Source organism: Paenibacillus medicaginis, from assembly GCF_042138635.1.
GTDB lineage: Bacteria > Bacillota > Bacilli > Paenibacillales > Paenibacillaceae > Paenibacillus > Paenibacillus medicaginis.
In genome coordinates, this window is record NZ_JBHIRY010000020.1 from 76,171 (window position 1) to 88,583 (window position 12,413).

Annotated in this window: 12 protein-coding genes; 6 read left to right on the forward strand and 6 right to left on the reverse strand. The window is 48.4% G+C overall.

The features are described 5' to 3' along the window. Window positions 1-35: 35 nt before the first annotated feature. Window positions 36-1,727: a vWA domain-containing protein gene (locus tag ACE5LO_RS18680; protein WP_375521513.1), complete on the reverse strand. Its 1,692-nt coding sequence runs from the start codon at window positions 1,725-1,727 to the stop codon at window positions 36-38. A gap of 12 nt (window positions 1,728-1,739) precedes the next feature. Beyond that, window positions 1,740-2,483 carry a hypothetical protein gene (locus ACE5LO_RS18685; protein WP_375521514.1) on the reverse strand — a complete coding sequence of 248 codons (744 nt, stop codon included), beginning with the start codon at window positions 2,481-2,483 and terminating at the stop codon, window positions 1,740-1,742. Window positions 2,484-2,869: 386 nt separating this feature from the next. On the opposite strand from ACE5LO_RS18685, the gene ACE5LO_RS18690 reads away from it, so the two are divergent. Then, window positions 2,870-3,883 carry a Gfo/Idh/MocA family protein gene (locus ACE5LO_RS18690; protein ID WP_375521515.1) on the forward strand — a complete coding sequence of 338 codons (1,014 nt, stop codon included), beginning with the start codon at window positions 2,870-2,872 and terminating at the stop codon, window positions 3,881-3,883. 18 nt (window positions 3,884-3,901) lie between these two features. Further along, window positions 3,902-4,876 carry a Gfo/Idh/MocA family protein gene (locus tag ACE5LO_RS18695; protein WP_375521516.1) on the forward strand — a complete coding sequence of 325 codons (975 nt, stop codon included), beginning with the start codon at window positions 3,902-3,904 and terminating at the stop codon, window positions 4,874-4,876. Window positions 4,877-5,007: 131 nt separating this feature from the next. Here the strand turns inward: ACE5LO_RS18695 and ACE5LO_RS18700 are convergent, their stop codons facing one another. After that, complete coding sequence (locus ACE5LO_RS18700; RefSeq protein ID WP_375521517.1) at window positions 5,008-5,385, reverse strand: MerR family transcriptional regulator; 378 nt, start codon at window positions 5,383-5,385, stop codon at window positions 5,008-5,010. 182 nt (window positions 5,386-5,567) lie between these two features. On the opposite strand from ACE5LO_RS18700, the gene ACE5LO_RS18705 reads away from it, so the two are divergent. Then, window positions 5,568-6,419: an SDR family oxidoreductase gene (locus ACE5LO_RS18705; RefSeq protein WP_375521518.1), complete on the forward strand. Its 852-nt coding sequence runs from the start codon at window positions 5,568-5,570 to the stop codon at window positions 6,417-6,419. Between the two features lie 96 nt (window positions 6,420-6,515). After that, window positions 6,516-7,460: an alpha/beta hydrolase gene (locus tag ACE5LO_RS18710; RefSeq protein ID WP_375521519.1), complete on the forward strand. Its 945-nt coding sequence runs from the start codon at window positions 6,516-6,518 to the stop codon at window positions 7,458-7,460. Window positions 7,461-7,612: 152 nt separating this feature from the next. On the opposite strand, the gene nspC is transcribed toward ACE5LO_RS18710, so the two are convergent. The 3 genes from nspC to ACE5LO_RS18725 form a co-directional block, all read right to left on the reverse strand. Then, the gene (gene nspC / locus ACE5LO_RS18715) at window positions 7,613-8,740 is read right to left on the reverse strand and encodes a carboxynorspermidine decarboxylase (RefSeq protein ID WP_375521550.1); all 1,128 of its coding nucleotides are present in this window, start codon (window positions 8,738-8,740) and stop codon (window positions 7,613-7,615) included. 1 nt (window position 8,741) lies between these two features. After that, entirely contained in the window at window positions 8,742-9,980 is a 1,239-nt protein-coding gene (locus ACE5LO_RS18720; RefSeq protein ID WP_375521520.1) for a saccharopine dehydrogenase family protein, read from the reverse strand. 592 nt (window positions 9,981-10,572) lie between these two features. Further along, a complete protein-coding gene (locus tag ACE5LO_RS18725; RefSeq protein ID WP_375521521.1) occupies window positions 10,573-11,337 on the reverse strand; it encodes an ArsR/SmtB family transcription factor in 765 nt (254 codons plus the stop codon). 216 nt (window positions 11,338-11,553) lie between these two features. Here ACE5LO_RS18725 and ACE5LO_RS18730 point away from each other — a divergent pair, with 216 nt between their 5' ends. Next, complete coding sequence (locus tag ACE5LO_RS18730; RefSeq protein ID WP_375521522.1) at window positions 11,554-11,901, forward strand: ester cyclase; 348 nt, start codon at window positions 11,554-11,556, stop codon at window positions 11,899-11,901. A gap of 72 nt (window positions 11,902-11,973) precedes the next feature. After that, entirely contained in the window at window positions 11,974-12,375 is a 402-nt protein-coding gene (locus tag ACE5LO_RS18735) for an ester cyclase (protein ID WP_375521523.1), read from the forward strand. Window positions 12,376-12,413: the final 38 nt, after the last annotated feature.

A 12,413-nucleotide genomic window follows, 5' to 3' on the forward strand; every position in this document is an offset into this window, starting at 1 on the left:
CCCCTTATAAGCGGTGCGGACCTGTTGTTATGCAATTACATCTGCACGTTAAACAGATTGCCGATCTTGTAAACGACATCGTCGGTGTCTGCATTGATGCTGGCAGCCTCGTTAATACTGGAAATCGTTTGCAGAGCGTCAAGATTCGCATTGTATCCGATCGTATAAATCGGAATCTTGTAGGCTTCGATCAACTCACGGATTTCCCGCAGTGAATGGCCTTCATTCGTCTCTCCGTCACTTAATACGAACAGGAGTGGCTTGACATTCGGATTCGATACCATGTAATCCTCCAGCATTTTCAGACCGACTACAACACCATTGAGGGTTGCTGTCCCGCCTCCAGCGGAAAGACTGCCTACCGAGCCTGCGAACATCGATTGCTGGTTGGTGTCATATTTGGCAATCGGCAGCTGTATGGTCACATCACTTGAATAGGAGACAAGACCGATGCTGTTATCAGCACCCAGATATTTCTGTCCTTGAATGAGAGATTCCCTTAACCGGTTCAAGGGCTCGCCATCCATACTTCCTGACACGTCCGTCACGAATACGGCAGCAATGGGGCGACCGCTGTTTTTCTTTTCTTTCCATACCTTCTGGGCAGCAAGCAGTGTACTGCCATCGATCCTGTCCAACTCCGAAGTATAATCCTGGAGACCGTTGAATCCGAACTTCTCTGCGGACTTCTGATATTTTGCCTGGGTCACGAATTCTCCGAATTTGCGGAGAATATCCTTCTTCTGCTTCGGCAGATCCCCCAGAGCATACAGGGGACTGTCATGTCTTGAACCAAACGGCGTAAAAACATAGCTACCCTGCAGCTCCGGTGTATTCACGAAGGTCTGGTACTCAAGCACAAAAGCATCCAGCCGTCCGGACTGGGCCGCTTCCCGCATTTGCAGCGTAGTCGAGGCAGTGAACGGAACGTTCGCCTGGAACTGCTCAAAGCGCTGTACAGCCTCCGGGCCGAGCGGCTTGGAGATATCAAAGGAATTCAGGGCTGTGATCAGAAAATTCAAACCGGTAGAGCTGGCGAACGGGTCGGTATAACCCATGGCCAGTTCATTTTTGTCAATGGCTTCGATGACGGTCTTCACATTTACGTCTCCATAGGTGGTTTTCAGACTGTCATACTTATTCTTGGAAATCACGATTCCGGGCACATTGCCGACAAGACGCTTGGTAATGAGCTCTGTCTTTACATTGCTGGCCTTGACCATGGCACCCCACAATTCATTGGAAGGCGTAAAGCCGCCGGGTACGTACTTGCCTGATTTGATATAATCCGTAGCTGTCCCTGATGCGATATTGCGGATCTTTACGGAGACCGGTTTGCCGTTCACCGTGATCCTGGCTTTATTGAAGTCATTCGCTGCTTCAGTCAGCCATCCGTCAACTCCGCTGCCGGATTTCTCTGTTGAGGAGAAGATTTCAACATACTGCGGCGTCGTATTCTCCACGGTCACTGCAAACTTGGATATATCCGGCAGGGAGTCCGCAAGGTTCACCGGGTCCAGATCGATCTGTCCTTTAATTGGCTCAGCAACGGAGGGGGCAATATCGGTGTACAATTTGTTCAGCTTGCGCGAGGCCTGCTCCATACTTAACTGCGTATCCGTTTTTCCACTAATACTATTGAAAAAGGATATCCCGAAATATACCAGTCCGAACACCAGTACCAGCAAAAGGCCGGATACCAAAAAGAACTTGCTTCGCTTGGTCATGCTTGACCCTCCTTAATCTCTATATAGTTTGGTTTGCTTGATCAGAAGATCAATCTCCTTCATGCAAGGCATTTGTTCGATGTCCCCTTCCTCGAAGCTGTCCAGGCGTGAGATTTCAAGCATGAGCTGGTCCAGTTTGAGCAAAATCTCCTCATTCGTATTCAGCGAGGTTTTGAGATAAGTCAAATAATCGCTGTAGACCTTGTTTTTCTTCTGGATCATCTCTGGTGAGAGGCCCTTGGGTCTGTTATTCATCATGCTGCCGTACTCGGCCTTGTCAAAGACATGCAGGCGATTCAGAATACTCCGGACATTCAAATACAGCAGCTTCTCCACCTCCTGAGCCACCGAAGCGAACTTCTTGTAGCTCATCTCCCCGGCAGCAAAACGGTGGTTCAGAACATTCAGGAAGGCTTCACGTTTCTTCTTCATCCGCTCCAATTGCGAAATGACAAGTGTAACATCCTCTTCCAGAGCTTTAATGCCCTTATAGTAGTTCAACGCTTTCAGGTGGTCCTCATGTGTCTCTATTGTTTTGACTGGTACCGCTGCCGGAGGCTTGAAGAAGCTCGTATAGCAACCGTATAGGATCACCAGAATGTTCGCCACCACCCAGGTTACAGTAAACGCGATCCCCAACGGGCTTGTCTGAGCTCCGAGGTCAATCCATCCAGGTATGAACAGAAGGATATTCAGGATTACAACAATGAAAATCAGTCCGAGTAGGTTTATGTATTTATTTCTGCTTAATTTCACAAGCCTGCCTCCATTCAAGCGTCTTCCAACGCGGACATACGCTCATGCACATTTATCTCACCCCATTGTACTATAAAGCGCGTCTATAAAGTGGAAATATGTGGATAACCATGGCCGGTGCTGAAATATCGGGAGGGGGAGTTTGTTAGTACGTTATACGCATCTTAGAAAGCTTGCGTGTCATGCAGGGAAATTCGAGTTCCTATTATGAAGCAGCCGCGATCGACAGGGCAGGAAAAATACGCGAGTTGTTTCGGATAACACTTCCTTTACTTACGCCCAGTCTGTGTTTGTCGCCATGATGTCATTCATTAATTCATTTCAATTTTTTGATCTCATATACATTATTGTGGGAAAGCAGGCTGGACGACAAAGGAGATGGGGTTGTGATCAAGGTTGTGTTGATTGGCGCAGGAACGATGGGCAGTACACATGCCCATGCATATGGACAGATGGAAGGCGTGCAAGTGGCAGGAGTGGTCGATATCCAAGCGGAACGGGCGCAGTCACTGGCAGATGAGGTGCATGCCCGAGCGTTTGCTTCTTACGAGGAAGCCATGTCTGCTCTGGAAGATGTCGATGTGGTGGATGTGTGCCTGCCTACTTATCTTCATAAATCCTATGTACTTCAGGCTGCACAGGCGGGCAAGCATGTCATCTGCGAAAAACCGCTTGCCCGTCATCTTGCGGATGCGGAAGAAATGATTGCGGCATGCAGGCAGCACGGAGTGAAGTTGTTTGTCGGGCATGTGCTGCGTTTCTTCCCTGAATATGCGCAGGCCAGGGCTATTGTTGAAGCAGGTGATCTTGGGGAGATCGGTGTCGTGAGGACTTCCCGGGGCGGCGCTTTTCCACGGGCGTGGAACAATTGGTATGCGGACTATTCGTTAAGCGGCGGGCTGACGCTTGATATGATCATTCATGATTTCGATTATTTACGCTGGTGCTTCGGTGAGGTTGACAGGGTATATGCCAAAAGTTTGCGCGGACGTGTATATGGGCAGACCGATTATGCGCTCGTTACACTGCGCTTCCAGAGCGGAATCATTGCGCATGTCGAAGGCACTTGGGCGCATGAATCATTTGCCATGAGTTTTGAAATCGCGGGGAAAAATGGGGTTCTTCATTTCGACAGTGCCCGAGATAACCCGATTACAGCCGTAAGCCGTAATGAGGTGCAGGGGGGACCGGGGGTCGCTGTACCGGAAAGCCCGCTTTGTGAAGGAACCTATTATCGTGAGCTGAGGCATTTCATGGATTGTATAACGACAGGATGCGAACCGCAGATCACGGCAGAGGACGGCCTGGAAGCACTTCGCATCTCGCTGGCCGCACTGGAGTCCATGGAAACGGGCAAACCTGTCACACTGATTCATAAAACTTCCGCACTGCAACATTAATCCTGAGGGGGCTGGACGATGAAGATCGGAATCATCAGTTTTGCGCATATGCATGCCTACAGCTATGCATCAGCATTAAAAAAGTTGAACGACGCCGTCCTTGTGGGCATTGCCGATGACGATGCCGCTCGTGGCGGGCCATATGCCGAAACGTTCGATACGCAGTTTTACACCGATTACCGTGAGCTGCTGGAGCAGGATATCGAGGGTGTCATTGTAACGTCGGAAAATGTTAATCACAAAGAGCATGTCATCGCCGCTGCCAAGGCCGGCAAGCATGTGCTGTGTGAGAAGCCGCTGTCCACGAGCGTGAAGGATGCTGTCGAGATGATTGAAGCGTGCCGGCAGCATGGTGTCATACTGCAGACGGCTTTTCCGGTACGCTACAACTCCAGCATAGTAAGGGCGAAAGAAATGATTGATGAAGGCAGGATTGGACGCATCCTCGCTATGAAAGGTACGAACCGCGGACAAAATCCGGGAGGGTGGTTCGTGGAACAGGCCTTGTCCGGCGGCGGAGCGGTCATGGACCATACCGTACATGTCGTCGACATTATGCGCTGGCTCACTGGATGTGAGGTTCAGGAGGTGTATGCGGAGATCGACAGCCATTTTTCCGATATCCCGATTGACGATTGCGGCATTCTGACGATGGAATTCGAGCACGGAATATTCGCTACCCTCGACTGCAGTTGGTCACGCAACAAAACTTTTCCAACCTGGGGAGACGTTACGCTGGAAATTGTCGGTTCTGAAGGAACGTTAAGCATTGATGCCCTGGACCAGAAGCTGCATGTGCATACTGATCAACATGGATACCGGCACTCGTTCTGGGGTGACGATATGGATGAAGGACTTATCGCCAGCTTTGTCCGTGCCATCCGGGAGGGCAAAGCACCGATTACCGGAGAGGACGGTATGAGAGCCGTGGAGGTGGCGCTCGCCGCTTATCAATCCGCAAGGATTAAGGAACCTGTCGCTACCGGGCTGTAACCAGCCGATCCTCACTTGTGACGTTGTCACAAGTGACTCGGTGCGGAAAAGGAACTTACACGGCTTTACGTGTACGTTCCTTTTTTTATGCGAATATAACGAAAAATCAAATCCGGTTAGGCATTGGGTATTTATGGCAGTTTTTCGAATTTATTATCCTGGGCATCGATTAATGCCAGCTTGTAATTGAGCTTTTCCAGCGTCTTCATGAGCAGTGAGATTTGTTCCTCGACTTTGCTTTTCTGATGTGCCAGCATGATCCTTCTTTCCGGCAGTGTACTGTCCCCGCTTTTATAAAGCTCCACATATTCCTTTATTTCTGCCAAGGGTAAGCCGGTTGAACGCAGGGCTTGTACCATCTCTATGCAATCGAGGTAGTGTTCATTAAACATGCGTGCCCCGCTCGCATTTCGCTCAACAACCGGCAACACGCCTTCTTTCTCATAAAAACGCAGGGTGTACGGAGAAATGCCCATTTTTTGCGAAATTTCCTTAACTGTATAAGTCATAAGGTATCATTCACCGCCTGTCGGGGGATTAGAGCCACTCTAACAAATTGTACGTCCTAACCTGCGTCCAGTCAAAACAAATCCTTGATCCATAAGGGGGGCATATATGGAGTTGACTTAGAGCCGCTACGGCCCGGTAAGCTACATGTATAACTACCAAATGATTAGAGGGAGTGGGCTTAATGACAAAAACTGTGTTCATCACAGGCTGTTCGACCGGATTAGGAAAAACTACAGCCAGGAAATTTGCTGATGAGGGATGGAACGTGGTGGCAACGATGCGCAAACCGGATCAGAGCCTGGCAGCGGAATATCCTGAACGGATCTTCGTCACAGAGCTTGATGTTACCAATCTCACCAGCATCGAGGCGGCGATTGCGGCAGGGGTTGCCCGCTTCGGCCGGATCGATACCGTTGTGAACAACGCTGGCGTCAGCATCGTCTCGATTTTCGAAGCGACCCCGATGGATGTCATCCGCGGGATTTTCGAGACCAATGTGTTTGGTGTCATGAACGTCATGAGGGCGATCACACCCTATTTTCGCGGGCAAGGCGGCGGAGCCATTGTGAATATCAGTTCAAGCGTCGGTTTTGCGGCAACTCCGCTTTTGTCCGTGTATGTCGCGTCCAAACATGCAATCGAAGGGTTGACGGAATCGCTCTCGTATGAGCTTGAATCGCAAAATATTTCCGTCAAGCTGGTGGAGCCAGGAGCCATTCGAACCACAAGCTTTACTTCGAACACCATGTCTGCATCCCAGGATATGTCCATTCCGGCTTCGTACCAATCATACTTTGATCATATGATGAACGCCATGATGAACTATCCGTTTGAAAATGCGGATGAGAAGCAGGTTGCGGAGCAGGTTTACGGCGCCGCCTGCGACGAGTCGGATCGGCTGCGTTATCTCGCAGGCCCGGACGCGGAAGAAATGGCTGAACTGAGATTTGCCCAGTCGGAAGAAAAATACTTGACTACTATGCGGGAGCTGATGGGACAAGCCGCCTGGCGAAATAACCAAGACCAGGACTAATCCTTTCAAGCTTGATCACGAGTTCTCACAAACTTGTCGCTTTAGTTTGATCATTTTAATTATTACACTGTTAACGAAAAAAGGATGGTTGGTTTAATGGAAGAAAAACTGCACCCTGAGCTTAAAGAATTGTTTTCCGTTTTGCCGGAAGTTATTTATACACGCGAGAATTTGGAGGCCAAAAGGAAAGAGATGCACGAGATGTTTGCCGGCCTGGCTGCATCTCTGCCCGTTAATGATGCCGTCCTAACTTCAGTACGGCATGTGCCGGGAGCAGCAGGGGAGCCGGATGTCCGGATGAAAGTCTATGAGCCAAGAGTGAGGGATGAAATCCTGCCAGGTGTCCTGTATATTCATGGTGGCGGTTATATCCTTGGTTCTGCTGATATGATGGACCCTGCCATGCAGCAATTGGTATCGGAACTTAATTGTGTCATCGTGTCCGTGGATTATCGGCTGGCTCCGGAGCATCCTTTTCCAGCCCCGCTCGAAGATTGTTATGCTGCACTGCAATGGTTTTCTGAACATGCTGGAGAGCTGGGAGTGGATTCATCGCGAATTGCAGTAGTTGGTCCCAGTGCTGGCGGTGGATTAACGGCTGCTCTTTCTCTTTTGGCAAGAGATCGGAAAGGGCCTGCTATAGCATTCCAAATGCCTCTTTACCCGATGCTGGATGACCGGAGAATAAGCCAATCCAGTAATGAAATCACAGATGAACGAGTATGGAGCAAAGCTAAAAACCAGCTTGGTTGGGAAATGTATTTAGAAGATAACCGTGAAGTTTCCCCATATGCTGCTCCAGCACGTGCAACCGACTTGTCAGGGCTTCCACCTACATACACATGCGTTGGTGACCTGGATCCATTTCGTGATGAAATCATCGATTATGTGTTAAGGTTAACGCAAGCTGGTGTGCCAACAGAGTTTCATTTATACCCTGGATGTTTTCACGGCTTTGAGGAGTACGCTCCTGCTGCTGAGATCAGCCAGAGATTTGTAAAAGAATATAAAGAGGCTTTGAAGCGAGCCTTACACCAATGATTGGTTATATTCAAAGCGCTCTGCGGTGGATGGCCAAAATGTATGACAAAAACCGGATTCATGTTCGAATCCGGTTTTTTGGCTTCTGTGCGGTTACTCTAGTCCGATAGAGTGACCGCACAGAGACCAGCATGTATGATGTTCCGGCTCGATTAAGCCAGTCTCACTTTAAAATCCTGATAGCCAAATTCACGCACCACCTGGCAATCACCGTCTTTATGCTTTACTGCAATGGCCGGCAGGGCCATGCCGTTGAAGGTGTTGGTTTTCACCATGGAGTAAATCGCCATATCGCCAAAAACCAATCTGTCGCCACTCTTTAACGGCTGGTCGAAGGAATAATCTCCGATCACATCGCCAGTCAGGCAGGTTTGCCCGCCCAGGCGATAGGTAAATGGCTTCTCGCCAGGCTCGCCTGAACCCAAAAGGGGAGGGCGATAGGGCATTTCCAACACATCAGGCATATGGCAGGTGGCCGAGGTGTCCAGAATGGCAATTTCGATTCCGTTTTTATGAAGATCAAGCACGGATGTGATCAGATAGCCTGCGTTGAGCGCAACGGCTTCTCCCGGCTCAAGATAGACCTCCAGGCCGTAGTTCTCCTGCATACGCTTAATACAAGTTTCCAGTCTCGGGATATCATAATCTTCTCTTGTGATATGGTGGCCGCCGCCAAAGTTGATCCATTCCATTTGCGGCAGCCATTGTCCGAACCTGGCTTCCACTGCGTTCAGCGTGGTCTCCAGATCGTCCGAGTTTTGCTGGCAAAGGGTATGGAAGTGTAGTCCTGATACACCCTCCAGCAACTCCGAACGGAAATCCTCGCTCTTCACACCAAAGCGGGAGCCTGGCGAGCATGGATCATAGATTTCATGCCCCTCTTGCGTGGAGCACTCAGGATTGATGCGCAAGCCCACTTTTCTGCCGGCCTGCAGGGCTTTGTCTTTGAACTTTTCCAGCTGTGAGAAGGAATTGAAAATGATATGATCGCAAATGGATATAATTTCATCAATTTCATCCTCACGGTAAGCAGGGGCAAAGACATGGTTTTCTTTGCCCATTTCCTCATAACCCAGACGTGCTTCGAATAAACCGCTCGCGGTTGTGCCGCTCAAATATTTTCCGATGAGGGGGTACATGGTTGTCATGGAAAACGCTTTTTGCGCCAGCACAATCTTCGCTCCTGTACGCTGCATAACACCATTCAGGATTTTCAGATTTTTTTCGATAAGCTCTTCATCAACGACATAACATGGTGTAGGCAGCTCTTCAAATCGCATTTTAGCGAACAAGCTCCGACTCTTTTTCTTCTGCAGGCAGTTCGTCAACCAGCACCGGATTAAAATCTTCTACCCATGGAAGTCCCCATTTGTTCAACTCTTCCATGAATGGATCCGGATCAAATTCTTCGATATTGAACACGCCCGGCTTGTTCCATTTGCCAGTCAGGACCATCGCTGCGCCAATCATGGCAGGTACGCCAGTTGTATAAGAGATCGCTTGGGAGCCCACTTCTTTATAACACTCCTGATGGTCACAAATGTTATACACGTAGTAGGTTTTGTCCTGACCGTCCTTTTTCCCTTTGAAGATGCAGCCGATGTTTGTTTTGCCGACCGTACGTGGTCCAAGGGAAGCCGGATCGGGAAGTACAGCCTTCAGGAATTGCAGTGGAATGATTTGTTTGCCTTCGAATTCGATCGGCTCGATGGAAGTCATTCCTACATTTTCAAGGGCCTTCAGGTGTGTCAGGTAGCTTTGGCCGAAGGTCATGAAGAAACGGATACGTTTCAGTCCAGGGATATTTTTCGCAAGGGATTCAAGCTCTTCATGGTACAGCAGGTACATGTCTTTTTCGCCAACTTCAGCGAAATTGTACTCACGCTTGATTTCCATTGGTTTCGTTTCGATCCATTCGCCTTTTTCCCAGTATCTTCCGTTCGCAGAGACTTCACGGATATTGATTTCAGGGTTGAAGTTGGTAGCAAACGGGTAGCCATGATCGCCGCCGTTGCAGTCCAGAATGTCGATATATTCGATTTCATCAAAATAATGCTTCAGCGCGTAAGCGGAGAATACACCGGTTACGCCAGGGTCAAAGCCGCTGCCCAGCAGAGCTGTAATTCCAGCTTGCTCGAAGCGCTCTTTGTACTCCCACTGCCATTTATATTCAAATTTTGCTGTATCTTCAGGCTCATAGTTTGCTGTATCCATGTAGTGTGTTTTTGTGGCAAGGCAAGCATCCATGATGGTCAGGTCCTGGTAAGGCAGAGCCAGGTTCATGACGATATCCGGCTTCACTTCGTTAATCAAGGCAACCAGTTCATCCACGTTGTTAGCGTCCACCTGTGCGGTGGTAATTTTTGTTTTGCCGCCGTCCAGCTTTGCTTTCAGCTCGTCACATTTGGATTTTGTACGGCTGGCGATGCAGATTTCTTCAAATACTTCACTGTTTTGAACACATTTGTGAACCGCTACTGATGCTACGCCCCCGGCGCCGATAATAAGTGCTTTTGCCATTTCTCAATCCCCTGACTGTAATAGATTTGTTTAAAGCGGAATTTCATAACCATCGATACCAACGTGCGGTCTGCACCTGCAATTTCTGACAACAAAAAAAGCAAGTGCAAAAACGCCTCACTCGCGCATCACACTTGCTTCGATATAATCATTCATATTAAAAAAGCACAGGGTAACCCCGTAACAAAAGTATTCCGTATCCATACATCATAAAAGCAGGACTTTTGTTAGAAAGCTTCTTAATATTCGGAATATATCAATAAAGGATCAGAGTCTATATAGCAAATAATTACTTTTACCACTCTTATTGATCGTTTCACAAGTTGATGTGCATATGCACTGGTTGTAAAGTAACCAACTTATAAAATTTGAGCTTTTAACTCAATCAATAAGGCAACAAAGTTGCCAATCGGCATTTGACCCGGCTGTCCGTATGGCCTTAACATCCTTAAGGAGTGGTCAAAAATTATCTGCTTGGAAAGATCCCGGATATTCAGAATATCAGCTTTCCAAATTTCATGCACTTCATATATTATCACATTAATTCGAGAATGCAACAAAAAATATTTGGATATTTATGTTTGACTTTCGATTAATCTCCGGCCAGCATCTCCCCGGTCTCCAGCAAGGTCTTCATGCCCGAAAGCACAATGGGCAGCCCGTTCTCAAGAATCCTGGCCGTGTTGGCAGCCTGCTCGAATTCATCATGCACAACGGTTACAAGAGTCACGCCGTGAAGCTCGGCATGTGCAGCGATTTCCCAGGTGATGCGCGATGGGGTGTCATTTTCCGTACCGGGAAACGAAATAAAGCGCCAGCTCATGACAAGCTTATTCGGAGGCTCGATGTCGAGAATAACACCCTCGGCTTTCTTTTCTTCTCCGTTCCACAGATCAAATGGCGAATCGATTTCCCAGGTAGATCGTATGGCGCAATTGAACCAGAACTTTGACGTTTTGGCCGGGTCCGTGAGGGCTTGCCATACTTGTTCAGGTGCTGCTTTAATGGCTATCCGGTTTACATGACGAGGTTTGTTTTCCATATTCGTTTCACGCTCCAGTTCATTTTGCAGGGATAGTAGTCCATTTACCCATGGCTCTGCGTATTTGCTCACCCAACGCTCATAAATTTGGCGTATAGGCACGGCGTTTAAATAATGGAGCTTCTCACGGCCTGCTTTTCTCGTAGTAATAAGCCCGGCTTCCTCCAATATATTCAGATGCTTCATGACGCCGAATCGGGACATGTCGAGATGGGTACAGAGATCATTCAGCGTCCGCCCGTCTGAAGCATGAAGCAGATCCAGGAGCGTACGGCGGCTGGGATCCGCCAGCGATTTAAAGATGTCATTTTCCAATCGGGCTTCCTCCTTTCCGGTCAACAAGCATAAAACTCTTTTTTAAGCCCTTGACACGTTACTATATGGTAACGTATTATAAAAGCAATAAAAGTGACCTTATAGTCACATATTAACACAATCGGATTTGTTTGTCAGTTGGCCGCAAGCTTGCCACAGCGGTTGCAGAAGTAAACTAACAGGTAGGCACAACAAACAAGACAGGAGATGTTTGATATGGAAACGATGGAGCATAAAAATGCGGAAACAGTGATCGAGTTTATCGAGGACACGGAGAATTGGAGCGCTTTGGAGAAGACAGATCAGTTTTTTGTTCCACAATTTGTAGAGGCATTTACGGATCGGCGTTTTGCCGTGGATGAGATCATGGCTCAAGGCGAGAAGGTCATCGCAAAAATATTCATGACAGCTCTGCATTCGGGCCATTTTGCAGGAAATGCAGCTACAGGCAAAACGGTGACTGTCACTCAATTCCGTGAATTCCGGGTTGTCGATGGAAAGATCACCGAGCATCGCGGCTGGTTCGATACGGCCACGCTATTGCCTCAAATCCAGGCTCAATAAGTTCGGATTGAAAATCGACATTCGTCGGCATGTCCATACCAGTGAACTATGCTCAAGAGGAGATGATGGAGAGTGAAAACAGTGGAAGAGAACAATGTGGAAATAGTAAGTGCATTTATTGAGGCTTTCTGGAATCAAAGCGAGCTGGATTGCGTGGATCGGTTTCTATCGGACGACTACCAGGAGTTCTCGTATCAATCCAAGGAGGGGCTGAAGAAATTCGCAGTCACGATCCTGGAGGCATTCCCCGATAAACACTACACGGTTGAAGAGATCATCGGGCAAGGGGATAAGGTGCTTGTAAGGATGACTGTGAAAGGCACACATGAAGGCATGTTCTTCGGAACTGCTCCTACGGGCAATCGCATGGATGTCACACTATACCGTCAATACCGTGTTGCGGACGGTAAAATTACCGAGCACCGCGGCTGGATTGATATGGTGACCATGTGGCATCAAATTCGCGGCAATTGACACGCCAACCAATAGAAGTGCCCCAAAAGGTCTGTTGA

What these genes read in the sequence shown, in the direction of transcription:
- ACE5LO_RS18680 (WP_375521513.1), bottom strand. Translation starts at nt 1,727, where the DNA reads ATGACCAAGCGAAGCAAGTTCTTTTTGGTATCCGGCCTTTTGCTGGTA.
- ACE5LO_RS18695 (WP_375521516.1), top strand. Translation starts at nt 3,902, where the DNA reads ATGAAGATCGGAATCATCAGTTTTGCGCATATGCATGCCTACAGCTAT.
- ACE5LO_RS18700 (WP_375521517.1), bottom strand. Translation starts at nt 5,385, where the DNA reads ATGACTTATACAGTTAAGGAAATTTCGCAAAAAATGGGCATTTCTCCG.
- ACE5LO_RS18705 (WP_375521518.1), top strand. Translation starts at nt 5,568, where the DNA reads ATGACAAAAACTGTGTTCATCACAGGCTGTTCGACCGGATTAGGAAAA.
- ACE5LO_RS18710 (WP_375521519.1), top strand. Translation starts at nt 6,516, where the DNA reads ATGGAAGAAAAACTGCACCCTGAGCTTAAAGAATTGTTTTCCGTTTTG.
- nspC (WP_375521550.1), bottom strand. Translation starts at nt 8,740, where the DNA reads ATGCGATTTGAAGAGCTGCCTACACCATGTTATGTCGTTGATGAAGAG.
- ACE5LO_RS18720 (WP_375521520.1), bottom strand. Translation starts at nt 9,980, where the DNA reads ATGGCAAAAGCACTTATTATCGGCGCCGGGGGCGTAGCATCAGTAGCG.
- ACE5LO_RS18730 (WP_375521522.1), top strand. Translation starts at nt 11,554, where the DNA reads ATGGAAACGATGGAGCATAAAAATGCGGAAACAGTGATCGAGTTTATC.